The sequence below is a fragment of the Promicromonospora sp. NPDC059942 genome (assembly GCF_042731755.1).
GTDB lineage: Bacteria > Actinomycetota > Actinomycetes > Actinomycetales > Cellulomonadaceae > Promicromonospora.
In genome coordinates, this window is record NZ_JBHWLR010000002.1 from 253,518 (window position 1) to 275,914 (window position 22,397).

The window sequence follows — 22,397 nt, forward strand, 5'->3', positions numbered from 1 at the left end:
TCAGCGGAACGAGCCCGCGGTGATGCCCTCGACGAACCGGCGCTGGGCGACGACGAAGAGGATGACGCTCGGGATCATGGACAGGATCACGCCCGCGAGCACCACCGAGATGCTGCCCGTGCCGAAGGTGCCCTGGAGGGTGACGAGCCCGAGCGGCAGCGTGAAGTTCTCCTGCGACTGCAGGAAGATCAGCGGCCGGTAGAACTCCGCCCAGAACCCGGTGAACGCGAGGATCGCGAGCGTGGCCATGGCCGGCGTCGCCATCGGCGCGTAGATCAGGCGGAACACCTGGAACCGGGAGGCGCCGTCCACCCGCGCCGCCTCGCCGAGCTCCACCGGCATCTGCAGGAAGTACTGCCGCATCAGGAACGTGCCGAACGCGCTGCCGATGGCCGGGAGGATCAGCGAGGCCAGGCTGTCGGACAGCCCCATGCGGCTGATCAGCACGAACACCGGGATGATCGTGGTCTGGACGGGCACCATCATGGTGGCCAGGAACAGCGCGAAGATCGCGCCGCGCCCTGGAAAGCGCACCATGGCGAACGCGTACCCGCTCAGGGTGCAGGTGATGATCTGCGCCCCGACGATGAGGCCGGTGACGATCACGCTGTTCAGGAAGAACCGCCCGAGCGAGACCTGCGAGAACACCGCGGCGTAGTTGGAGAAGTCGGGGTCCAGCGGCAGCCAGACCGGCGGGTTGGTGAAGGAGTCGGCGGGTTCGCGGAGCGACGTCGTCAGCGTCCAGAGCAGCGGCCCGAAGGCGACCATCGCGGCCAGGACCAGGACGACGAGGCCCACGGCGCGGCCGATCCGGCGGGTCAGCGAGGACCGGGTGAGCAGGGCCGGCCGGGAGACCTGGGCCGGCCGGGAGATCGAGGGAGCGGTCACGAGTAGAACACCAGCCTCCGGGAGAGAGTGAACTGCAGTCCGGTGAGCGCGAGGAGCGCCGCGAAGAGCACCATGGAGATGGCCGAGCCGTACCCGAACTGCAGGTTCTGGAACGCCGTCTGGTAGATGACCATCGTGATGGTCGTGGTGGCCGTGCCGGGCCCGCCCTTGGTCATGATGAAGGCCTGGTCGAAGAGCTGCATCGCGTTGATCAGGCCGATCACGCAGGCGAAGAAGACGGTCGGGCTGATCAGCGGCAGCTTGATCCGCAGCAGCGAGCGCACCGGCCCGGCACCGTCGATCTCGGCGGCCTCCATGACGTCGCGGGGCAGCCCGGCCAGGGCGGCGACGAACAGCACGAACGTGAACCCGACCGACTGCCAGACCGCGACGAAGACGATCGTCACCACCGCTCCGGCGTCGCTGGTCAGCCACGGCACGCCGCTGCCGCCCAGCAGACGCAGGTAGTAGTTCACGACGCCGAACCGCTCGTTGAACATGTACGTCATGAAGATCGAGACGGCGGCCGTGGACGCCAGCAGCGGCAGGTAGAACACCGTGCGGAACACGGCCTTGGTCGAGGCCCGGCGGCGCTGGTCCACGAGCAGGGCCAGGAACAGCCCGATCGCGACCTGGAGCACCACGATCGAGAGGGCCAGGACCAGCGTGACGCCGAAGGAGTGCACGACGCGCTGGTCGCTGCCGATCGCGACGTAGTTGTCCAGGCCGACGAACCGCGGCGGCGTGATGACGTCCCAGGCGAAGAACGACAGGCCGAACGAGGCCAGGATCGGCCCGATCGTGAACAGCAGGATTGCCGCCCCGGCCAGGCCGATCATGCCGAAGCCGAACGCGGCCTCGGCCCGGCGGCTGCGGCGCGCGGCGGGGGTGCGCCGGACGAGGTCGGCGGGCCGGGCGGGTGCGGGACGCCGCGTGGGCGCGACGGCGCTCATCCGACCGCTCCCGCCGCTGTCTCCAGGTCGATCTGGAGGCCGTCGAGGGCGGCCCGGGCGTCGCCCGTGGCGATGGCCTCGGTGGTGCGCTGGTTGAGCGCGGTGGACAGGGCGTTGAAGTAGATCGGGGCCGGGATCGGCGCCGTCTCCGGGAACTCGGTGAGCGTGGTGCTGAAGACGTCCCAGTGCTCGGGGCCGGTGCTCTCGTACCGCTTCGCGGTCGACAGGGACTGCCGTGCGGGCGTGGTCACGTTGCCGGGGAAGAGCACGTCGAACGCGTCCGGGAAGGTCAGCCGCTTGACGACCTCCCAGGCCAGGTCCTTCTTGTCGGAGGTCTCCAGGATCGCGTATCCGGCGGTGCCGAACAGGTGCCGCTGCGACTTCCACCGCGGGAAGTACTGCACGTCGAACGAGCCCGGCGCCATGCCGGCGTTGTGCAGGCCGCCGGCCCAGAAGCCGCCGCCGACGCTCATGCCCACGCGGCCCGCGGCGAACAGGGCCTGCGAGGTCTGGCCGCCGCCGACGTCGGGCGAGGGCGCGATGCCCTCCTTGCGCAGCTCGATCATGAGCTCCAGGGCCTCGACCGCGGCCGGGGAGTTGGCCACGGGGTCGCCCCAGGCCCAGCCGCCGCCACGGCCCGCGGCCGCGGGGTTGCCCGCGTAGGCGGCGTCCCACAACCACTCGCCGCCGGGCGCGCGGCCCTCGGCCAGCAGGTTGCCGTCGTTCGCGTAGAGGAACGAGGTCCAGCTGCCCCACAGCCGCACGACCCAGTCGTAGGCGTTGATGTCGGGGATGCGGGCCATGGCCCGGCCGGCGTCGTAGAAGTCGTCGACGGTCCAGTGCGGGTCGGGCAGGTCGAGGCCGGCCTGCTCGAACAGGAGCGGGCTGTAGTACATGTTCCCGGCGTTGTAGTCGAGCGGCAGCAGGAACAGGCTGCCGTCGTACATCATCGCCTCGACCAGCGCGGGGGAGACGTCGTCGAAGTAGTCGCGCAGCTCGTCCAGGTCGCGCTTGACGAGGTCGTCCAGCGGTGCGGCCAGGCCGCGCCCCGCCATGAGCTGCACGCCCTCGGTGGCGACGCTCACGATGTCGGGGCGGCTGCCCGCGGCGATCTGCGTGAGCAGCTTGGCGAAGAACTCGTTCCAGTCCGTGCCGGGCGTCGCGTTGATCTCCAGCCGGATGGTCGGGTCGAGCGCGCGGACCGGCTCCTCCAGCCGGGCGCGCAGCTCGTCCGCCCCGCTCTGGTCCCCGAAGAACGCGATCTTCAGGGCTTTCGGGTCCGACGGCGGTGCGCACGAGGCCAGGGCTGTCGTCGCGGCGAGCGCGAGTCCGACACCCCCGGCCCGGAGCAGCGACCGTCGGGACAGTGGCGGCAATGGCATCCGTCCCCTCCTCTCTGAGGTGGTCAATTCCTATTGGGCGATGAGTGAAGCAGAGCCGTCGCGGCGTCGTCAATAGGTATTGACCGATTCGGGCGGCGGTAGTCTGCACGCGGGAGGTACCGATGACAGAAGTGCCAGGGGCAGGGTCGAAGGTGGGCGGGGCGGGGACGACGGCGAAGGCTGAGCGGGCGGGGACGCCGGCGAGGGTCGGCCGGCCGACGATGAACGACGTGGCCCGTGCCGCGGGGGTCTCGCAGTCGACCGTCTCGTTCGTGCTCAACGACCGGCGCGACATCCCGGTGGCGGCCGAGACGCGCGAGCGCATCCTGGAGGCGGCCCGGTCGCTCGGCTACCGCCTGAACCGGCGGGCGCAGGAGCTCCGCCTGAACCGGTCGACGACGCTCGGCGTGGTCTCCTACGGCGTCGCGTCCCACCCGTTCGCCGGCGCGCTGCTCGCCGGGATGCAGAGCGCGGCGCGGGCCGCCGGGCACGTCTGCATGGTGATCGACGTCGAGGGCCACGACGGCGACGAGGCCGTGGCCGACCTGCTGGACCGCGGGGTGACCGGCATCGTGCACGCCTCCGCGGGCACCGGCCCCGTGATTGTGAACCGCGCGCTGGGCGAGACGCGGGAGCTGTTCGTCGGGTGCTGGCCGGAGTCGGGTGGCACGGGGGAGGGGACCGTGCTGCCGGACGACCGCGAGGGCGGACGGCGGGCCGCGGCCCACCTGCTCGACCTGGGGCACCGCGACATCGCGTTCCTGGGCGGCCCCGCTGCCGACTTCGCCGCCGGGGAGCGTGAGGCGGGGCTCGACGACGCCCTGCGCGCGGCCGGCGTCGACCCCGCCCGCGTGGTGCGCCGGAACGGCGACTACGGCTCCCGGTCGGGCTACCGGCTCGCCGACGAGCTGTTCGACGCCGGCCGGCCGACCGCCCTGATCTGCGGCAACGACCAGATGGCGCTCGGTGCCCTCCTCGCGCTGCACGAGCGCGGCCTGCGCGTGCCGGACGACGTGAGCATCGTCGGCTACGACGACCAGGAGGCGCTGGCCGACGCGATCCACCCGGCCCTGACGACGGTGCGCCTGCCGCACCGCGAGATGGGCCTGCGCGCGGCCGAGCTGCTCATGAAGGACCCGGCCGGGACGCCGCACGCGGAGATGGTGGACTGCCCGCTGGTGGTCCGGGAGTCGACCGCGCGCCCACGATAAATACCTATTGACGACCCGCATGGACGCTGATTAGCCTCAGCGTCCATGCCCACGAGCGAACCCGTCGTCACCGAGCCCTACCGCCCGCGCCTGCACTTCTCGCCGGCCCGGAACTGGATGAACGACCCCAACGGCCTGCTCTTCCACGACGGCACCTACCACCTGTTCTTCCAGCACAACCCGGGCGGCCCGGAGTGGGGCGACATCGCCTGGGGGCACGCGACGTCGTCGGACCTGCTGACCTGGACCGAGCATTCGGTGGCGATCCCCGCGACCGAGCACGAGATGATCTTCTCGGGCTCCGCCGTGGTCGACGCCGCGAACACGTCGGGGTTGGGTGCTGCGGGGGCCGGCTCTGCGGGGACCGGTGTCGCGGGGGACGGGCCGCTCGTCGCGATCTACACCAGCGCCTACCGCGATCACCCGGTGCACGGGGACAACCAGGCGCAGTCGGTCGCCTTCTCCGTCGACGGCGGGCAGACCTGGGAGAAGTACGCGGGCAACCCCGTGCACGACCGGGACCGCACCGACTACCGCGACCCCAAGGTGTTCTGGTTCGGGCCGCCCGAGGGCGGGCACTGGGTGATGGTTGCCGTGGACGCCGACGCCTCGCGCCTGGTCGTGAACGTCTCGGACGACCTGCTGCGGTGGCGCACCACGAGCACCTTCGAGAGCGCCCGGCTGCCGGAGATGTGGGAGTGCCCGGACCTGTTCCCGCTGGTCGTGGAGGGTGCCGGCGTTGCCCTCGCCGGTGGTGAGGGCGGCGTGCGGTGGGTGCTGGTGCTCAGCACCGGCGGGCCGGGGCAGCACTACGTGGTCGGGGACTTCGACGGCGAGCGGTTCGTCGAGGACGCCGCCGTCCCGACGGGCCGGGTCGACCACGGCGCCGACTTCTACGCCGCGGCGTCGTTCAACGGGTTGGCGGGTGAGCCGGGCGGCGTCGGGCTGACGGAAGAGCCGGCGGGCCGCCGGGTGCTGATCGGCTGGATGGGCCAGGCCTTCCGGGCACCGACGTCGCCGTGGCAGGGCATCATGTCGGCGCCGCGGGATCTCGGCCTGCGCGCGGTCGGCGGCGTCCCGCGACTGGTCAGCCGGTTCTCGCCGGAGATCGGCCGGGCCGAGCGGGAGGTGGCGGTGGCCGACGGCGTGCGGGTCGGTGCGGCAGCTGAGGTCGCTGCGGGCGAGGGCGCTGCGGGGGAGGGCGCTGCGGGGGAGGGCGCCGCGGAGGAGGGCGCCGCGGAGGAGGGCGCCGCGTCCGACGGCACGGCGACCGTCGTCGTCGGCCGGGGTGGCGGGCTCCAGCAGCGGGTGCGGGCCCGGATCGTGCCGGGATCCGCGTCGCTCGCGGGGATCCGCGTGCTGGTGGGGGACGCGTGCGGCACGCGCATCGGCTACGACCGGACGACGGGCGAGCTGGTGCTCGACCGTTCGGCGTCGGGGGTCGTCGCGCACGAGGGGTTCGCGACTCCGCGCCGCGTGCCGGTGCGACTGGTCGACGGGGCGCTCATCCTCGACGTGCTGACCGACTCCATGAGCGTGGAGGTGCTGGCGAACGACGGCGAGGTCGTGGTCAGCGAGCTTGTCTTCCCCGGCTCTGACGCGGTGGGCGTCGAGGTCTTCGCCGAGGGCGGGGGTGCGGTGGTCGACGTGCGGCTGGCCGACCTCGTGCCCCAGGGCCTGAGCGACTGAGCTGTCTGGCGGGCAAGGATCACTCCCCTGAGGGGGTAACGCTGAGCAAACATTGCTAGCTCAGCGTTACCCCCTCAGGGGCGTAGGCGTTGCCCCGAGGCGACGGTCTGGCGCGGTGGGGCGCTCGAAAATTGGTAACCCATCGGTTACCATTGCTCCGTGGACGTCTTCGGGGCCATCGCTGATCCGATCCGCCGCGACCTGCTGCTGCGGCTCGCGGACGGCCCGGCGCGGGTGGTGGATCTCGCAGCCGAGCACGCGGTGTCGCGTCCGGCGATCAGCAAGCACCTGCGCGTGCTGAGCGATGCCGGCCTGGTGCGGGGGACCGACGACGGCCGGGAGCGGCGGTACGCGCTCGAACCCGGGCCGCTGTCGGAGGTGAGCGCGCTGCTGGGTGCGCTCGCCGCGCGGCCGGCGCCGATCACGGCGGGCCACCTCGACGCGCTGGACACCGAGGTGCGCCGGGCAGCACGGGACCGCCGTCGGGCGGCGTCGGCCCCGGCAGCGACGTCCGCCCCGGAAGCGCCGTCCGCCCCGAAAGCAACGACCACACCGGATACGAGCGCGAAGGAGCGGATCGCATGAACCTGACCGGAACCCTGGAGGACGACGGCCGGACCCTGGTGCTGGTGCGCCGGTTCGGTGTGCCGATCGACGACGTGTGGGCGAGCGTCACCGAGTCGGAGCGCCTGGCCCGATGGTTCGGCACGTGGACCGGCGACCCGTCGTCGGGCCGCGTGCTGGTGACTATGAACGCCGAGGCCGAGCCCGGCGCACCGGCCGAGTTTCGTGTCGACGCGTGCGAGCCGCCGCGGCTGCTCGCGGTCAGCGCCGAGGACGAGTTCGGGAACTGGCGGCTCAGCGCCGAGCTCGCGGAGGTGGACGGCGGCACCACGCTGACCCTGCGGCAGAAGGAGCTCGATCCCAAGACCCTGCCGGAGACCGGGCCGGGCTGGGAGTGGTACCTGGACCGCCTCGTCGCCGCGATCGAGGGCAGCGAACCGCCGACGCTCGCCGGCTTCGACACCGACTACATGCCGATGAGCACGGGCTACGCCGCGCTCGTGCCGGGCGGCGCAGTTGACGACTCCTGACCGGTCGCGCGGCGCCCGCCTGGCCGCGCACGGGACCGTGTCCGCCGCCTTGTCGCGGTGCAGCGACCGCAGGCTGCGCGAGCTCGTCGACGCCGGCACGGCGATCGGTTCCGGCATCGGCGGCGCGACCGTGCTGCTGGACGTCGAGGGCATGCCGGTGTTCGTCAAGCAGGTGCGGCTCACCGACCTCGAACGGCGCCCGGAGAACGTCGGCTCGACGGCGAACCTGTTCGGGCTGCCGGACTTCTGCCACTACGGGGTAGGAATCATCGGCGGCCCGGGCTTCGGCGCCTGGCGGGAGCTGGCCGCGCAGGTCATGACGACGGACTGGGTGCTCGCCGGGGAGTACGAGGGCTTCCCCCTGATGTACCACTGGCGGGAGCTGCCCGACGCCGGCCAGCCGCTCCCCGAGGAGCTGGCCGACGTCGACCACGCCGTCGCCTACTGGGGCGGCGGGCCCGAGATCCGGCACCGGATCGAGGCCGTGCAGCAGTCCTCCGCGAGCCTCGTGCTGTTCCTGGAGTACATCCCGCAGAACCTGCACGACTGGCTGGACGTCCAGGTCAGGGCGGGGGACGAGGCCGCCGAGCGGGCCTGCGCCCTGGTGGAGGACGAGCTGGCGGCCGGCATCGCGTTCATGAACGCCCGCGGGCTGCTGCACTTCGACGCCCACTTCCAGAACATCCTGACCGACGGCGACCGGCTCTACTTCGCCGACTACGGCCTGGCGATCTCCTCCGGCTTCGAGCTCACGCCGGGCGAGTCGGCCTTCTTCGACGAGCACCAGGACTACGACCGGTACTACGCCGCCACGCACCTGGTGAACTGGCTCGCCGTCGCGCTGTACGGGCACGGACCCGAGGAGCGCAGGGCGTTCGTCCGCGCGTGTGCCGAGGGCGTGCCGCCGGAGGGAGTTCCACCGGCGCTCGCGGCGGCGCTGCTCCGGCACGCGCCGGTCGCCGCGGTGGTCGGGGACTTCTACCGCGCGTTCCAGCGGCAGAGCCGGGAGACGCCGTACCCGCTGGAGGCAGTCAGCCGGATCGGGCGGGACCGGATCGGGCGGCCGGGGTAGGCCGGGCTCACCAGTGGGTCGGGCCCGACCCGTCGTCGCGGTGGGCGAGCGTGGCCAGCGCGTCCTTCCAGTGGCCCTCGGAGGCGGTCGCGTGCTGCGCGGTGTCGATGTTCTCCTGGGTCACGGTGACGCGGGTGCCGCCGTCGTCGGGCGTGAGCTCGATCCGGATCTCGTGGTAGTTCTCGGGGACGTCCGCGAGCCCGCTGAGCGGCGCGAAGTGCGTGAAGTGCAGCAGCCGCGGCCGGTCGACGGCGATGACGGTGCCCTTGTCGGCGAAGACCCGGCCGAAGAAGTGGCCCTCGAAGACGATCGGGCTGCCCGGCTGGTAGTCGGTCTCGACGTTGGCGCCCAGCATCCACCGCGCGCCCGGGTGGGTGAGCTCGGCCCAGACCCGCCCGGGTGGCTCGGCGATGTGGGTGGTCGCCGTGGCGGTGTGACGCGGGGTCTCGATGCTCATCGCTGTCCTCCGTGCTGGTTCTCGGATCTGACCGTAGCGTGTCGGTCGGCACCCCTATCGTGCCCGGGAATCGGCGGGGCGCATGACGACGGCGGGCCGGGCGTGTCACCGGCCGCCGGGGTGGACATCCTTCTCGACCGCACCGGTGTTGCGCAGGAACACGATGATCCAGCTGAAGATGAGGATGGCCGCGACCAGCTCGACGGCCGTCAGGTTGTAGTACCCGGTGATGAAGAAGACCGCCAGGACCACGATGACCGCGACGTAGGTGTAGCCGAGCAGGACGAACACCCGGGGCATCGACGGGAGCAGGCGGCGAAGGCTCACGACGAGAGTGATGTACACGACGACCATTCCGGTGGCGGACGTGTTGTGCACGGCCAGGAACTCGTCGACGGGGAAGATACCCACGCATGCCAGGAGAATGCCGATGAGTACGAGCGCGGTCCGGACGCGGCTGCGGCCCCGCGCCTCCGCGGGCGTCGAGTGCGGGAGGTACGCGGTCGCGTAGTGCGCGATGGTCGTGACCAGCACGCCGGCGACGATGAGGGTCAGGTTGAACGCCATGGCGGAGATGTCGTCGGTCATCCCGAGAGCGCTGAGGTTCTCCTGCCACCACAACGGGTCGGTGGCGCTGAGCATGCTCGCGAAGGCGCCGACGGTGAGGAAGACCGCCAGGACGAGCGAGAGTGTCATCGGGGTGAGGTTCACGGCGGAGAGGAAGGTCAGGTAGGTGGTCACGGCCAGGGCCACACCGGCAAGTACCGCGGCCGACGTCGGATAGGCGGTCGCTCCGACGAAGCTCCTGCTCACGATCGACGCGAGCCCGATCCACCCCAGCAGAGCGATGACGGCGTGCGCCAGGGCAAGGGCCGCGACGTCGAACCAGCGCAGGCGCGGTCGCTCCCTGTCGTCGGCCGCTTCGCGCCGGATCTGGCCGCGCCGCGACACACAGCCGAAGAGGACCGCCGCGATCGCGACCAGTGCCCCGCCGATCGCGGCGAAGTCGCCGATCGAGCCGCGTCCGGAGATCGGCACGTCGCGACCCTGGAACACGATGAGCCCGACGAGCAACCCGAGCACGAAGGCGACCGCGCCGGCGAGCAGCGCCGACGACTCGCGCGACTCCGTGGTGTCGGCGGGGCGACGGAAGATGCGGTTGATCGGTGTCGGCTCACTCATGGTGGTTCTCCTGCCTCGTCGCCGCTGGGCCCGGAGCCAGCATGCTCGACGACTGCCGCGTCGGTGTCACCCGAACAGGATGATCCGTTGGGATCGATTGCGCCTGGCCGCAATGCAGGAGGTGTGGTCACGCCAAGCATGTCAGTGAGCCTGGCTACCGTTCACCGCGTGGATGTCGAGACGGTCTGGCGGGTGGTTGATGAGGTCCGAGCGCGTGCTGAGGCAGATGGCGCCTGGGACCACGAGACCTTGAGTGAGTGCGTCGTTGACGTACTGGCGGGGAGTCTGAGCGCACCGGAGATCGTTGCGTTCTGCGTTGTGGCCACCGCCCTCTCACATCAGGCGGACACGCAGACGATGGCGGCGGCGATGTTCCTGATCGAGGGCTATGTCAGTGACGACACGTTCATGGATTTCCGCGACGGACTGATCCTTCTGGGCAGAAGCACCTTCGAGGCGGCGACGGCTGATCCGGACTTGCTGGTCGAGCACCCGCTCGTCGACGGTTCGAATCCGGAGATCTCGTTCGAGTCGATCTCCTCGTGTGCTGTCGAGGCCTGGTCACGTGTCACAGGCGGGGCGGACGAGGACGACTTCTGGGACGTGATGTCTGATGCCGAGAACGACATCCCAACGGTGGGGATCGAGCGAGTACAGCCAGACGAGTCATGGGATCTCATCGACGCCGCTGCGATTCGTCGACAACTCCCTCGCCTGGCAGAACGGTTTTCTCATCGGCTGAAGCCAAGGACGCCGAAGGTTCGGCTTCCCGAAGCAACCTGCCGGCCCACGCGCGGCACCACGGGACTTTCCGCATTCCATCAGGGCGTGGCTCGTGGCCGGGAAGCCGCCGGTGAAACCCTGTCCTAGCGAGCGATGGCCGTGCTCATCCGGGCGCGGCGCCGTCGGAGCGCTTCCGGAGCGCGGCATAGCCTTGCGCGGTGGTTCTCTACCTGGTCCGGCACGGCCGCCCGATCCTCGACCCGACCGTCCCGGCGTCGACGTGGGTCCTGGACCCTGAGCACGAGCACCAGATCGCGGACCTGGCTGCGCGGGCGCCGTGGTCTGACGACGCCGTCTGGTTCACCTCGCCCGAGCCGAAGGCAGCGCGCACGGCACTTCTGTTGACCGGGCGGGACGTTCCGGTGATGCACGACTTGCGGGAGCACGACCGCTCAGGCACCGGATGGGTACCGGACTTCGTGGACGTCATTCGTGAGGCCTTCGCGACTCCGTACTCCGAGGTGCGTCCGGGCTGGGAGCCGATCAGCCGGACGCGGTCACGGGTGGCCGACGCCGTGCGGCAGATCGTCGCGGAGCATCCTGGGCGCGACGTCGTGCTGGTCGGCCACGGGACGGCGTGGACGCTGCTGGCCGCCGAGCTCACCGGGACCGACCCAGACCTGTAGCGGTGGCGTGCCCTGGCGATGCCGGACGTGATCACCGTGGAGTAGACGACGCGGCGCACGAGCACTGGGCTCACGGCCGGGCCACCGAGGTCTGCAGGCGCCCCTTGAAAGCACCGAGCACCGGCTGCCCCGGCCGCGAGTCGAGGATCGCGAACACGACGTGTTCGAACCTCGGTCGCTCGGCCAGCGCCTCGGCGAACGTCGACGCGACGTCGGCGGGATCGTTGCCGAACACCCCGCAGCCCCACGCGCCGAGGACGATCCGGCGGCTGCCGTGGGCGGCGGCGACGTCGAGCACCCGTACGGCCCGGCGGGCCAGGGTAGCCGTGACGTCGCCCACCGCGGTCGGCTGGTTGCGCTCGATCGCGGAGCGGTTCGGCGCCGCCGCCGTCAGGAAGGTGACCGGGTAGGGCTCGGCGAGCAGGGCGCCGTCGTCGTCCCGGATGACCGGGACGTCGAGGGAGAGGATGACCCGGTCGCTGTAGAGCAGGGACGTCTCGCGGCGGTGGTGCTCGTAGAACTCTGGCACGGTGGTCTGGGTCGCGTACAGCGCGGAGCTGCGCGCTATCGCCTCCTCCTGAGCCTGGGCGCCGTTGAGGAACCCGCCGCCCGGGTTGCGTGCGGAGGCGAAGACCAGGCAGGCGGTGCCCGGGCCGAGACGCCGGGCCGCCGCGAGGCTGGACTCGTCGCGCACCTCGACCGTGGTGGGGCCGGACCAGGCGGCGCCCTCGAGTACCGGTGTGTCGGGGAGGATCAGGCGCGTCTCCGCGACGGCGGTCACGACCTGGTCGGCGATGTCGACGCGCTGTCCGTGTGCGCTGTAGCTTCCGGCGCGGACGGCGTCCATGGTCTCGGCCGCGAGGGCGCGGAACCGGTCCCGGCTCCTGTTCGACGAGGTCACGGCTGTAATCCTGGCTGCCGGAAACGGAGCCGGTCAATCAATTTGTCTGCGAGCTGTCGGGCCGGGGGAGGTCCGCGAGGTATTTCAGACCGGATCTGTGGTCATGAGTTTTCGGTCCCAGTAGGACGCGAACGGCACGGCATGGGCCAGTGCCAGATCTCGCCATGCCAGGTATTCCTGGAGTCGTTCCTCGGGCAAGAGCTCGCCGCCGAGGAACTTTCCGTCGGCCGTGTAGTGCATTCGGTAGACGGTGCGGTCGTCGAAGATCCAGAAGTCGTGGTCGGGCAGGCCGGTCACCTGCTGGTCGGCCAGGTCGATGATGCCGATCGTCTCGCCGGCCCTGATGTTTCCGGGGTACGTGGACAGCTCGTAGCGCAGATAATCCGTCAGCGGAGACCGCAGGACATGGACGCGAGAGATCGCCTTGCCCTTGTTCGTCATCGAGCGGACCCAGGGATTGTCGAGCCAGTGGGGACCCATGTCCTTGCCGGCGAGGAACCGGGCCATCTCCTCCGGCTCGTCCTCGACGTCGTACTCGGCCAGGGTCTCCAACCGAAAGGCACTCCGTTCGAACGTCTCGAAAAGGCGGCCGAATGCCAAGCCTTTCAGTACGGAAGTGGCCTGCATTGAGTCTTCCCTGTGGTTGTCGATCCGCGGCGTATTCAATGCTTCCGCCTGGCGGAGCGTCATGTCAAGATTCCAGTTTTCCAGAACAGGAAACTTTCACCCGCCGAACGGCACCGCGTGCGCGAAGAGGTGCGCTTCTACCCAGTCATTGGGCCCGAAATCACGCTGATTCGGGGCCCAATGACGGGCTAGAAGCGCACCTCGCCGGCGCCCTGACATGATGACCGCATGGCATGGTGGCGCAGGAAACCCAAGGCATCCGGCCACGTCCGCCCGCCCAGCGACGCGGAGACGGCGGAGCTCATGCGCCGTCTCGCGGACGAGTTCGTCGTGAATTCTCGTGCCGCCGACCTCTTCGACTACACCGTCGAGTCGATCACCGCGCTTGAGGTCCTGATCGGCACCCTCCTGGAGTCTGCGTCCCCCGCGGACCTCGACAAGGGTTTCAGCCTCGGCATGGGCGCCTACGTGGGCGAGGTGATCGTGCGCCACGGCACGGACGCGCACTGGACCTACGACGCCGACCAGCGCACCGCCGCGGTCCAGAGCCCTCAGTTCGGCGCCTACCCGGTCTTCAAGGTCTCCAAGCGGTTCACCCTCGGTCCGGAGCACTCCCTGGTCCAGTTCGTCCGGGCGGCGGTCGACGACGAGCTGCCGCCCGAGGCCCGCGAGCTCCCCTGAACCTCGCGTTCCAAAACCTCCAGCACGAGGGTGTTGACACCCCGCCCGACCCGCCCCTAATGTCCTCGCTCATACGTAAGAGCAACCCTCCGCACCGTTGCGAGCCGCTGCTCATACGTATGAGCAGACATGCGCAGCAGATGCGCGGTGATCCACCTCGACGAAGCGGAAGGGATCTGGCATGGGACACGCACGATCGTTCGGGCGGCGCGTTTCAGCGCTGGTCGTCTCACTCGTCCTGCTCACCTCGGCCTGTGCGGGCGGCTCGTCGTCCGGCGACGGGACCGCGGGCGGGCGCGACGACACGATGATCTACGGCAAGACGGACGGCGGCACCACGTTCGTCCACAACTACAACGTGGTGGGCCCCGCCGTCGACAAGGCGCCCAACATGGAGCTGGTCTACGAGCCGCTCATGCGCGTCGACTACAGCAACGGCGCCGTGGTCGAGCCGTGGCTCGCGGAGAGCTGGGAGTTCGACGACGCCGGCACCACGCTGACAGTCCACCTGCGCGACGGCGTCACCTTCTCGGACGGCGAGCCCTTCACGGCCGACGACGCCGTCTTCTCGCTGAACCTGCCGATCGAGCAGCCGGAGTTCTCGATCGCCGGCGTCACCTACGAGAAGGCCGAGAAGGTGGACGACCTGACGTTCACGGTCACGTTCGTGGAGCCGTCGTTCGCCACCGTCAAGCAGTTCGCCAACATCCTGCTGCCCATGGTGCCGGAGCACATCTGGCGCGACCAGGACCTCAACACCTGGACCAACCCGGAGCCCGTCGGCACGGGGCCGTTCACGCTCACCGAGTTCAAGCCGCAGCAGGTCACGCTCACCGCGCGGGACGACTACTGGGGCGGCGAGCTGCCCATGTCGACCTACAAGATCATCCCCACCAGCGCGGACGCCGCCAAGGCGCAGCTCCTGCGCGGGGACATCGACATCGCGCAGGGCTCCTGGGCCAACGGCGAGCAGGAGTACACGGCCAAGGACCCGGAGCACAACCTGTATCAGCTCTACCCGAACGGCGGCGCAATGTCGGCGATGTTCAACGCCGGCCGGCCCCCGTTCGACGACGTCCACGTGCGCCGCGCGCTGGCCATGACCATGGACCGCACCGCGATCACCACCACGCTCCAGCGTCCCGGCACCGAGGCCGGACCCACCGGGCTGAACGCCACGGTCTACGCCGACTGGATCAACCCGGAGCTCGCCGACCCGTGGCCCGTCGACGCCGAGGCCGCGAAGGCCGAGCTGGCCGACGGCGGCTGGACCGTCAAGGACGGCGCCCTGGTCAAGGACGGCGAGAGCTACCAGCCGACCATCCTGTTCAACAACGACTGGGCCTGGGGCAGCTACGCCGACATCCTCATCAACGGCTGGCGCGACACGCTCGGCGTCGAGGTCAAGCCCGCAGGGCAGCCCACCGCGGGCTACTACGACGCGATGAACCTGGGCGACTTCGACATCACCGCGGCGTCCACGGGCGGCGCCGGCATCTACGGCGTCTACGGCTTCCTGGACGGCGACTTCGTGGTGCCGGTGGGGGAGAAGGCGACCCTCAACCAGGGCCGCTTCTCCAACCCCGAGGCCGACGAGATCATCGCGGCGATGGAGAGCACCGACGACGAGGCGGAGCTCAAGGAGCTGGGCCTGCGGATGCAGGATCTCGTCGTGGACGAGGTGCCGTTCAGCCCGCTGTACGACAACTTCTACTTCGTCGAGATCAACGCGACGCGCTGGTCTGGCTGGCCGACGCCGGACAACTTCGACCACATCCCCTTCGTCGGGATGGGGCCGGACCTCATCCTCACGCTGCTCGGCCTCGAGCCGGCGGAGGGCTGACCATGACGACGACGGAGGCGCCCGCGCCGGTTCGCCCGGCGCCGGTCGGCCGGCCCGCGGCCGTGCGGGCGGTGCGCCGCTGGGGGTTCCTGCTGCGCCGGCTGGGCTTCTACGTCGCGGCGGCCGCCGCCGCGATCGTGCTCAACTTCCTGCTGCCGCGCCTGATGCCGGGGGACCCGTCCTCCGCGATCGTGGAGGAGCTGCAGCGGGTCAGCGGGCAGCAGGTGCCGCCGGAGACCCTGGAGAGCATCCGGGCGATCTTCGGCGACCCCGACCAGAATCTCGGCGAGCAGTTCCTCGGCTACCTGGGGCAGCTCGCCCGGTTCGACCTCGGCGTCTCCGTCGTCAACTTCCCCGTGCCCGTCAGTGAGCTCGTGCTGGAGGCGCTGCCCTGGACGCTGCTGCTGGTCGGCACCACCACCGTGCTCGCGTTCGTGCTCGGCACCGGCCTCGGCGTGATCGCCGGCTGGAAGGCGGGCAGCCGGCTCGACTCGATCCTCACGCCGCTGACGGCGTTCCTGTCGTCCGTGCCGTACTTCTGGGTCGCGCTGCTGGCCCTGTGGGTGTTCGGGTTCGTGCTCGGCTGGTTCCCCCTGTCGGGCGGCTACGACGCCAACCTCGCCGAGGGCTTCAACCTGCCGTTCCTCGCCTCGGTCATGCACTACGGCGCGCTGCCCGCCGCGACCATCGTGTTCTCCGCGTTCGGCGGCTGGCTCCTTGGCATGCGAAACATGACGGTCACGACCGTCCGGGAGGACTACGTGCTGCTCGCCCAGGCCAAGGGCCTCTCCCGCGGCCGCGTCATCCTGCGCTACGCCGCGCGCAACGCCATGCTGCCGAGCTTCACCGGCTTCGCGATGGCGCTCGGCGGCGTCATCGGCGGGGCGCTCCTGACCGAGACCGTGTTCAGCTATCCCGGCATCGGCTACCTGCTGTTCGAGTCCCTCAACAAGCGTGACTACCCGATGATGCAGGGGGTCTTTCTCATCGTGACGCTCGCGACCCTGCTCGCCAACCTCCTGGCCGACTCCCTGTACGTGGTGCTCGACCCGCGCATCCGGGAACAGGGGTGAGCGCCATGAGATCAGGACTCCTCGGTGCAGGTCTTGTCAGAGGCTGGAAGGTCCGCGTCGGCCTCTCCGTCATCGGCTTCTTCGTGCTCCTCGCGCTGCTCGGGCCGTGGCTGACGTCGAGCATCCCCGGCCTCGACCCCCGCGCCAACGACCTGACGGCCATCGGCCTGCCGCCCAGCGCCGAGCACTGGCTCGGCACCACCCAGTTCGGCCAGGACGTGCTGGCCCAGACCATCGAGGGCGCCCGCGGCTCGCTGTTCGTCGGGTTCCTCTCGGCGGTGATCGGCACGGCGCTCGCGATCCTCGTCGGGCTCCCGGCCGGGTACTTCGGCGGTCGTACCGACTCCTGGCTCAACTTCCTGTCCAACCTGTTCATCGTCATGCCGGTGCTGCCGCTCATCCTCATCGTGGCCGGGTACATGCAGGGCACGGGGCTGTGGGTGATCGCGCTGATCATCGGGTTCTTCGGCTGGTCGGGCGGCGCCCGCACCATCCGCGCCCAGGCCATGAGCGTGAGCAACCGCGACTTCGTGCTCGCCATGCGCACCCTCGGCGAACCGCACCACCGGCTGCTGTTCCACGAGGTGCTGCCGCACCTGACCGGCTGGATCGCCGCGATGTTCCTGTCGGGCGTCATCGGCGGCGTCATGGCCGAGGCGGGACTCGCGTTCCTCGGCATCTCCGACTCCGGCGCGATCAGCTGGGGCACCATGATCCAGGCAGCCCAGCAGCAGAGCGCGGTGCTGCGCGGCATGTGGTGGTGGTTCGTGCCCCCGGGCCTGTGCATCGCCCTCGTCGCGACGGCGGCGACGCTCGTGAACTTCGGCGTCGACGAGCTGGCCAACCCCAAGCTGCGCACGGTGCGGCGCTCCGTGGTGCGCCGCGCGCAGCAGACGTCCGTAGGGAGCGATGCCTGATGGTCACCCAGTTCGTGCCTGAGACCGAGCAGTCCGACGCCGAGCAGGACACCACCGGCACCACAGGCGACGTCCTGCGCGTCACCGGCCTGACCGTGGAGTACGTGACCGACGGCGACCCGGTGCGCGCCTGCGCCGACGTCACCTTCACGCTGCGCCGCGGCGAGATCCTCGGCGTGGCGGGGGAGTCCGGCTCCGGCAAGTCGACCCTGATCACTGCCCTCACGAGGCTGCAGCGGCCGCCCGCCGTCACCACCGCGGGCAGCATCGTCTTCCAGCCGCGCGACGGCGGGGCCGCCGTCGACCTGGTCACCGCGAGCCCCAAGGCCCTGCGGGCGCTGCGCTGGACCTCCCTGTCGATCGTGCTGCAGAGCGCCATGGACGCCCTGAACCCCGTGATGCGGCTCGGCGCGCAGTTCGCCGACGCGCTGCGCACCCACGACCGGACGCTGAGCAAGGACGCCGCCTGGGCGCGCGCCGCCGAGCTGCTGGCGACCGTGGGCATCTCGGGGGACCGGGCGCGCAGCTACCCGCACGAGCTGTCGGGCGGCATGCGGCAGCGCGCCAGCATCGCGCTGGCGCTCGCGTGCGGCCCGGAGCTGGTGGTCATGGACGAGCCGACGACGGCGGTCGACGTCGTCATGCAGCGGCAGATCCTGGCCCAGGTGCTGCGGCTGCGCCGGACGCTGGGGTTCGCCGTCGTCTTCGTGACGCACGACCTGTCCCTGCTGCTGGAGCTCGCCGACCGCATCGCCATCATGTACGCCGGGCGCATCGTGGAGCTCGGCACCGCGCGGGAGCTCTACGACGACCCGCGCCACCCCTACACGCGCGGGCTGCGCGACTCGTTCCCGCCGCTGCACGCGCCCCTGACCCGGCTCACCGGGATCCCCGGCACGCCGCCCGACCTGCGCCGTCCGCCGTCGGGCTGCCCGTTCCACCCGCGGTGCGCGGACCGCTTCGAGGGGTGCGACACGCACCTGCCGGAGCTCGTGACGACGGGCGGGCACGCCGTCGCCTGCCGGCTGCACGACCCGACCGCGCGACCGGACCCGGCACCTGACTCGGCGTCCGGGCCGACCGGCGTCGCGTCCGGCCCGGCGTCCGACCCAGTGACCGTCCGCACCGAAGGAGGATCCCAATGACCGCGACGACCGTTCCCACGCCGTCCGCGACCGGCGCCGGGGCGCCCGACGTACCCGTGCTGGAGGCCGTGGACGTGACCAAGCACTTCGAGGTGCGCTCGGCCGTGGGCGCCCGCTCGGTGGTGCGCGCCGTGGAGGGCGCCTCGCTGGCGCTGCATCGCGGCCGGGTGGTCGCGCTCGTGGGGGAGTCGGGCAGCGGCAAGACGACGCTGGCCCGGCTGCTGGCCGGCTTCTACACGCCCACGAGCGGCGAGATCGCGCTGGAGGGCGAGCCCGTGCGGCAGCGGCGCGGGCGCGTGGAGCGTGGGTATCACAAGGACGTGCAGATCGTCTTCCAGGACCCGTTCGGCTCGCTGAACCCGCTGCACCGGGTGCGGCACAACCTGGAGCGCCCCCTCAGGCTGCACCACGGGGTGCGCGGCAAGGCGGAGCTGGACCGGCGGGTGCGGGAGCTGCTGGAGCGCGTGGCCCTGACGCCCGCCGAGCAGTACGTGGACAAGTTCCCGCACGAGCTCTCGGGCGGGCAGCGGCAGCGCGTCGTCATCGCCCGCGCGCTGGCCGTGGAGCCCAAGGTGCTGCTCGGCGACGAGCCCATCTCGATGCTCGACGTGTCCATCCGCCTGGAGATGCTCAACCTGCTCGACCGGCTGCGGACCGAGGACGGCCTGGCCCTGCTCTACATCACGCACGACATCGCGAGCGCCCGCTACCTGTGCGACGACATCGTGGTGATGTACGCCGGGGAGATGGTCGAGGGCGGGCCCAAGGAGCAGGTCATCGCCGACCCGCAGCACCCGTACACGCGGCTGCTGGTGGAGTCGTCGCCCGACCCGGGCCGGGGCGCGCGTGACCGGGAGGCGCTGTTCGACGCCGACGCCGACGGCCTGGGCGAGCCGCCCAGCCTCATCGACCCGCCGGCCGGCTGCCGGTTCCACCCGCGGTGCCCGTTCGCCATGGACGTGTGCCGCACGCAGGCGCCGCCGCGCACCGACCTCGGCGAGGGCCGCTGGGCCCGCTGCTGGCTGCACGCCGCCGACCGCACCCTTCCGGAAGCCACCCCGGAGCCGACCCAGGAGAACGAGTGACCACCACCCCGCGCCGCGCCCGGGCGCCCCGCCAGTCCGACGTCGCCCGGCTGGCCGGCGTCTCGCAGTCCGCGGTGTCCCGCGTGATCGGCGGGGACACGGATGCCGCGCGCATCCCGGAGGCCACGGTCCGGCGCATCCAGGACGCGATCAAGGAGCTGGGCTACGTGCCCAACCCGACGGCGCGCAAGCTGCGCACCGGCCGTAACCGCCTGCTCGGCGTGCACACCTTCGAGGCGGTGTTCCCGCGGGCGCGCGAGGACTTCTACTTCGAGTTCCTGCTCGGCATCGAGGAGCGGGCCGAGGAGATCGACCACGACCTGGTGCTGTTCACCTCCACGGGCGGCAGCGACGGACGGCGCCGCGTGTACCGCGACGGCGTCAACCGCCTCAACGTGGCCGACGGCGCGGTGCTGCTCGGCGTCGCCGCCGACCGTGCGGAGCTGGCCCGGCTGGAGGCCGACGGCTACCCGTTCGTGCACATCGGCCGCCGCGAGGTGCCCGGAACGCGCATCACGTGCGTCGTGCCCGACTACGAGTCGGCCGCCGCCGCGATCGTCGACCGCCTGGCCGACCTCGGGCACGAGCGGGTCGCCTACCTGCGCGCCGGCATCGAGGAGGAGTCGTACGCGGACCGGCGGCGGGGCTACGAGTCCGCCGTCGCGCGGCGCGGCCTGCGGGACCTCTCGCCCGCGCGCCCCGGCCTGGAGGACGGCGCTCTCGACGCCGTCTGGCTCGACGCGGTCGCCGCCGGCGCCGTCACCGCCGTGGTCGCCGACGCCGAGTGGCTCGCCCACCCGCTCGCCGAGCAGCTCGCCGCCCGCGGGCTGACCGTGCCGCGCGACGTCTCCGTCGCGGTCCTGGAGGGTGTGGCCCCCGACGCCGCAGTGCGCTGGGACTGCCTGCAGATCCCGCGCCGCGAGGTGGGCCGCGTCGCCATCGACACGCTCGTCGGGATGCTCGACGAGCCCGGAGAGCCGGTCGCGGACGTGCTCGTGGAGTGCGTCGTCGTCGACGGAGAGACCGTGGCCGCGCCGCCGGCCGGACCAGCAGCACCGACGAAGGGGAACCCTGGATGAGCGCGGGTAACGGCGAGCGCAAGACGGACGTGCTGATCGTGGGCGGCGGCATGGGCGGCGTGGCCGCCGCGCTGACCGCGGCCCGGCTGGGCCGGCGCGTGGTGCTGACCGAGCCCACCGACTGGCTCGGCGGTCAGCTCACCGCGCAGGCCGTGCCCCCGGACGAGCACACCTGGATCGAGGAGCGGTACGCCCCGCCCGGGTACGCCGAGCTGCGCCGTCGGGTGCGCGACTACTACCGCCGCAACTACCCCCTGACCCCCCGCGCCGCCGCGGACCCGCTGCTGGACCCCGGCCTCGGCATCGTCAGCCACCTGTGCCACGAGCCGCGCGTCGCGGCCGCCGTCCTGGAGGAGATGATCGCGCCCTGGCGCGCCGGCGGGCAGATCGAGCTGCTGCTGTGCCACGAGCCCGTCGCCGCCCACACCTCCGGCGACGAGGTGGACGCCGTCACCCTGCGCGACACCCGCGACGGCCACGAGACCACCGTGCACGCCGACTACGTCGTGGACGCCACCGAGCTCGGCGACCTCCTGGAGCTCGCCGACGTCGAGCACGTCGTCGGCGCCGAGGGCCACGACGAGACCGGCGAGCCGCACGCCCCCGCCGTCGCCGACCCGCTGGACCAGCAGGCCATCTCCTGGTGCTTCGCCCTGGAGCACCGGCCCGGCGAGGACCACACCGTCGACCGCCCCGCCGGCTACGCCCACTGGCGCACCGCCGTCGCACCCTTCTGGCCGGGCCCGCAGCTCTCCTTCGACGACGTCGTGCCCATCACCCTGCAGCCGCGCACCTCGCGCCTGTTCGAGGCCGACCACGCCCGCAACGCCCACTTCCCGCTGTGGACCTTCCGCCGCGTCCTGGCCCGCGAGAACTTCGCCGACGGCGCCGTCCGCGACGTCACGATCGTCAACTGGCCCCAGATCGACTACTGGGCGGCGCCCCTGCTCGGCCCCGGCGTCGACGACGCCGCCCGCGCGGCGGCGCTCGCGGGTTCCCGGGAGCTGTCGTTCTCGTTCCTGCACTGGCTCCAGACCGAGGCCCCGCGGCCAGACGGCGGCACGGGCTACCCCGGCCTGCGCCTGCGCCCCGACGTGACCGGCACGCCCGACGGCCTGGCCAAGACCCCGTACATCCGCGAGGCCCGCCGCATCAAGGCGGAGCTGACCGTCACCGAGCAGCACGTGGGCGTCCAGGCGCGGCCCGACGGAGCGGGCAGCGAGGTCTTCCCCGACACCGTGGGGCTCGGCCGCTACCGGATCGACCTGCACCCCAGCACCGCCGGCCGCACCTACGTGGACATCGAGGCGTACCCGTTCCAGGTGCCGCTCGGCGCCCTCGTGCCGGTGCGGGTGGAGAACCTGCTCCCCGCCGGCAAGAACATCGGCACCACGCACATCACCAACGGCTGCTACCGGCTGCATCCCGTGGAGTGGGGCATCGGCGAGGCCGTCGGGGCGCTCGTCGCGTTCTGTCTCGACCGCGGCCTGCCGCCCCGCAAGGTGCGCAGCGACCCCGAGCGGCTCGCCGACTACCAGCGCCTGCTCACCGACACCCTCGGCATCACGCTCGCCTGGCCGGACCACATCCGCACGCACCGCGACTGAGGGGGAGGTGATCAGAGGCAGGTGACCGAACTCGCCGAGATCGGTCCGATGACCTGAGATCGGTCGATCGACCGACCGATCTCAAGGCATCCGACCGATCTC

The 22,397-nt window shown here is 71.3% G+C and carries 22 protein-coding genes; 15 read left to right on the top strand and 7 right to left on the bottom strand.

Annotation, left to right across the window (positions count from 1 at the left end):
• Genes ACFV9Q_RS03665 through ACFV9Q_RS03675 form a run of 3 tightly spaced genes read right to left on the bottom strand, consistent with a single transcriptional unit; the run spans nt 1 to nt 3,223 of the window.
• Nucleotides 1-888 (bottom strand): carbohydrate ABC transporter permease, encoded by an 888-nt coding sequence (locus ACFV9Q_RS03665; RefSeq protein WP_377233202.1) that lies wholly within the window; start codon nt 886-888, stop codon nt 1-3.
• Entirely contained in the window at nt 885-1,841 is a 957-nt protein-coding gene (locus tag ACFV9Q_RS03670; RefSeq protein ID WP_377233203.1) for a carbohydrate ABC transporter permease, read from the bottom strand. The genes ACFV9Q_RS03665 and ACFV9Q_RS03670 overlap by 4 nt, the downstream gene beginning before the upstream one ends.
• Nucleotides 1,838-3,223 (bottom strand): ABC transporter substrate-binding protein, encoded by a 1,386-nt coding sequence (locus ACFV9Q_RS03675; protein ID WP_377233204.1) that lies wholly within the window; start codon nt 3,221-3,223, stop codon nt 1,838-1,840. Before ACFV9Q_RS03675 ends, ACFV9Q_RS03670 begins: the two co-directional genes overlap by 4 nt.
• A 122-nt stretch (nt 3,224-3,345) precedes the next feature.
• On the opposite strand from ACFV9Q_RS03675, the gene ACFV9Q_RS03680 reads away from it, so the two are divergent.
• The 5 genes from ACFV9Q_RS03680 to ACFV9Q_RS03700 all read left to right on the top strand — a co-directional run bounded on the left by ACFV9Q_RS03680 (nt 3,346) and on the right by ACFV9Q_RS03700 (nt 8,289).
• Nucleotides 3,346-4,434, top strand: coding sequence for a LacI family DNA-binding transcriptional regulator (locus ACFV9Q_RS03680; RefSeq protein WP_377233205.1), 1,089 nt, complete (start codon nt 3,346-3,348; stop codon nt 4,432-4,434).
• A gap of 45 nt (nt 4,435-4,479) precedes the next feature.
• On the top strand, nt 4,480-6,123 hold the full coding sequence (locus tag ACFV9Q_RS03685; protein WP_377233206.1) for a glycoside hydrolase family 32 protein: 1,644 nt from the start codon (nt 4,480-4,482) through the stop codon (nt 6,121-6,123).
• A 159-nt stretch (nt 6,124-6,282) separates the two neighbouring features.
• Nucleotides 6,283-6,708: an ArsR/SmtB family transcription factor gene (locus tag ACFV9Q_RS03690; protein ID WP_377233207.1), complete on the top strand. Its 426-nt coding sequence runs from the start codon at nt 6,283-6,285 to the stop codon at nt 6,706-6,708.
• The gene (locus ACFV9Q_RS03695; protein ID WP_377233208.1) at nt 6,705-7,217 is read left to right on the top strand and encodes an SRPBCC family protein; all 513 of its coding nucleotides are present in this window, start codon (nt 6,705-6,707) and stop codon (nt 7,215-7,217) included. The genes ACFV9Q_RS03690 and ACFV9Q_RS03695 overlap by 4 nt, the downstream gene beginning before the upstream one ends.
• The gene (locus ACFV9Q_RS03700; RefSeq protein WP_377233209.1) at nt 7,204-8,289 is read left to right on the top strand and encodes a protein kinase family protein; all 1,086 of its coding nucleotides are present in this window, start codon (nt 7,204-7,206) and stop codon (nt 8,287-8,289) included. The genes ACFV9Q_RS03695 and ACFV9Q_RS03700 overlap by 14 nt, the downstream gene beginning before the upstream one ends.
• A gap of 7 nt (nt 8,290-8,296) precedes the next feature.
• Here ACFV9Q_RS03700 and ACFV9Q_RS03705 read toward each other — a convergent pair whose 3' ends face one another.
• Together ACFV9Q_RS03705 and ACFV9Q_RS03710 are read right to left on the bottom strand one after the other, a co-directional pair.
• A complete protein-coding gene (locus tag ACFV9Q_RS03705; protein WP_377229699.1) occupies nt 8,297-8,746 on the bottom strand; it encodes an SRPBCC domain-containing protein in 450 nt (149 codons plus the stop codon).
• Between the two features lie 105 nt (nt 8,747-8,851).
• Complete coding sequence (locus ACFV9Q_RS03710; protein ID WP_377233210.1) at nt 8,852-9,928, bottom strand: hypothetical protein; 1,077 nt, start codon at nt 9,926-9,928, stop codon at nt 8,852-8,854.
• Nucleotides 9,929-10,096: 168 nt separating this feature from the next.
• Here ACFV9Q_RS03710 and ACFV9Q_RS03715 point away from each other — a divergent pair, with 168 nt between their 5' ends.
• Nucleotides 10,097-10,798, top strand: a complete 702-nt coding sequence (locus ACFV9Q_RS03715; protein ID WP_377233211.1) for a DUF4240 domain-containing protein — start codon at nt 10,097-10,099, stop codon at nt 10,796-10,798.
• 71 nt (nt 10,799-10,869) lie between these two features.
• The gene (locus ACFV9Q_RS03720) at nt 10,870-11,337 is read left to right on the top strand and encodes a histidine phosphatase family protein (RefSeq protein ID WP_377233212.1); all 468 of its coding nucleotides are present in this window, start codon (nt 10,870-10,872) and stop codon (nt 11,335-11,337) included.
• Nucleotides 11,338-11,407: 70 nt separating this feature from the next.
• Here ACFV9Q_RS03720 and ACFV9Q_RS03725 read toward each other — a convergent pair whose 3' ends face one another.
• Entirely contained in the window at nt 11,408-12,238 is an 831-nt protein-coding gene (locus tag ACFV9Q_RS03725) for a TIGR02452 family protein (RefSeq protein ID WP_377233213.1), read from the bottom strand.
• A gap of 84 nt (nt 12,239-12,322) precedes the next feature.
• Nucleotides 12,323-12,928: a DUF6879 family protein gene (locus ACFV9Q_RS03730; protein ID WP_377233214.1), complete on the bottom strand. Its 606-nt coding sequence runs from the start codon at nt 12,926-12,928 to the stop codon at nt 12,323-12,325.
• Between the two features lie 165 nt (nt 12,929-13,093).
• On the opposite strand from ACFV9Q_RS03730, the gene ACFV9Q_RS03735 reads away from it, so the two are divergent.
• The 8 genes from ACFV9Q_RS03735 to ACFV9Q_RS03770 all read left to right on the top strand — a co-directional run bounded on the left by ACFV9Q_RS03735 (nt 13,094) and on the right by ACFV9Q_RS03770 (nt 22,295).
• Nucleotides 13,094-13,546: a hypothetical protein gene (locus tag ACFV9Q_RS03735; RefSeq protein WP_377233215.1), complete on the top strand. Its 453-nt coding sequence runs from the start codon at nt 13,094-13,096 to the stop codon at nt 13,544-13,546.
• Nucleotides 13,547-13,727: 181 nt separating this feature from the next.
• A complete protein-coding gene (locus ACFV9Q_RS03740; RefSeq protein WP_377233216.1) occupies nt 13,728-15,389 on the top strand; it encodes an ABC transporter substrate-binding protein in 1,662 nt (553 codons plus the stop codon).
• Between the two features lie 2 nt (nt 15,390-15,391).
• A complete protein-coding gene (locus ACFV9Q_RS03745; RefSeq protein WP_377233217.1) occupies nt 15,392-16,462 on the top strand; it encodes an ABC transporter permease in 1,071 nt (356 codons plus the stop codon).
• Between the two features lie 5 nt (nt 16,463-16,467).
• Nucleotides 16,468-17,379 (top strand): ABC transporter permease, encoded by a 912-nt coding sequence (locus ACFV9Q_RS03750; RefSeq protein WP_377233218.1) that lies wholly within the window; start codon nt 16,468-16,470, stop codon nt 17,377-17,379.
• Entirely contained in the window at nt 17,379-18,524 is a 1,146-nt protein-coding gene (locus ACFV9Q_RS03755; RefSeq protein WP_377233219.1) for an ABC transporter ATP-binding protein, read from the top strand. Before ACFV9Q_RS03750 ends, ACFV9Q_RS03755 begins: the two co-directional genes overlap by 1 nt.
• The gene (locus ACFV9Q_RS03760; protein WP_377233220.1) at nt 18,521-19,609 is read left to right on the top strand and encodes an ABC transporter ATP-binding protein; all 1,089 of its coding nucleotides are present in this window, start codon (nt 18,521-18,523) and stop codon (nt 19,607-19,609) included. The genes ACFV9Q_RS03755 and ACFV9Q_RS03760 overlap by 4 nt, the downstream gene beginning before the upstream one ends.
• A complete protein-coding gene (locus tag ACFV9Q_RS03765; protein ID WP_377233221.1) occupies nt 19,606-20,688 on the top strand; it encodes a LacI family DNA-binding transcriptional regulator in 1,083 nt (360 codons plus the stop codon). The genes ACFV9Q_RS03760 and ACFV9Q_RS03765 overlap by 4 nt, the downstream gene beginning before the upstream one ends.
• A complete protein-coding gene (locus tag ACFV9Q_RS03770; protein ID WP_377233222.1) occupies nt 20,685-22,295 on the top strand; it encodes an FAD-dependent oxidoreductase in 1,611 nt (536 codons plus the stop codon). Before ACFV9Q_RS03765 ends, ACFV9Q_RS03770 begins: the two co-directional genes overlap by 4 nt.
• Nucleotides 22,296-22,397: the final 102 nt, after the last annotated feature.

Bases quoted from the DNA above. Each gene is read 5' to 3' on its own strand.
- ACFV9Q_RS03740 (WP_377233216.1), top strand. From the start codon at position 13,728: ATGGGACACGCACGATCGTTCGGGCGGCGCGTTTCAGCGCTGGTCGTC.
- ACFV9Q_RS03695 (WP_377233208.1), top strand. From the start codon at position 6,705: ATGAACCTGACCGGAACCCTGGAGGACGACGGCCGGACCCTGGTGCTG.
- ACFV9Q_RS03680 (WP_377233205.1), top strand. From the start codon at position 3,346: ATGACAGAAGTGCCAGGGGCAGGGTCGAAGGTGGGCGGGGCGGGGACG.
- ACFV9Q_RS03750 (WP_377233218.1), top strand. From the start codon at position 16,468: ATGAGATCAGGACTCCTCGGTGCAGGTCTTGTCAGAGGCTGGAAGGTC.
- ACFV9Q_RS03730 (WP_377233214.1), bottom strand. From the start codon at position 12,928: ATGACGCTCCGCCAGGCGGAAGCATTGAATACGCCGCGGATCGACAAC.
- ACFV9Q_RS03735 (WP_377233215.1), top strand. From the start codon at position 13,094: ATGGCATGGTGGCGCAGGAAACCCAAGGCATCCGGCCACGTCCGCCCG.
- ACFV9Q_RS03710 (WP_377233210.1), bottom strand. From the start codon at position 9,928: ATGAGTGAGCCGACACCGATCAACCGCATCTTCCGTCGCCCCGCCGAC.
- ACFV9Q_RS03705 (WP_377229699.1), bottom strand. From the start codon at position 8,746: ATGAGCATCGAGACCCCGCGTCACACCGCCACGGCGACCACCCACATC.
- ACFV9Q_RS03755 (WP_377233219.1), top strand. From the start codon at position 17,379: ATGGTCACCCAGTTCGTGCCTGAGACCGAGCAGTCCGACGCCGAGCAG.
- ACFV9Q_RS03770 (WP_377233222.1), top strand. From the start codon at position 20,685: ATGAGCGCGGGTAACGGCGAGCGCAAGACGGACGTGCTGATCGTGGGC.
- ACFV9Q_RS03675 (WP_377233204.1), bottom strand. From the start codon at position 3,223: ATGCCATTGCCGCCACTGTCCCGACGGTCGCTGCTCCGGGCCGGGGGT.
- ACFV9Q_RS03760 (WP_377233220.1), top strand. From the start codon at position 18,521: ATGACCGCGACGACCGTTCCCACGCCGTCCGCGACCGGCGCCGGGGCG.
- ACFV9Q_RS03685 (WP_377233206.1), top strand. From the start codon at position 4,480: ATGCCCACGAGCGAACCCGTCGTCACCGAGCCCTACCGCCCGCGCCTG.
- ACFV9Q_RS03745 (WP_377233217.1), top strand. From the start codon at position 15,392: ATGACGACGACGGAGGCGCCCGCGCCGGTTCGCCCGGCGCCGGTCGGC.
- ACFV9Q_RS03670 (WP_377233203.1), bottom strand. From the start codon at position 1,841: ATGAGCGCCGTCGCGCCCACGCGGCGTCCCGCACCCGCCCGGCCCGCC.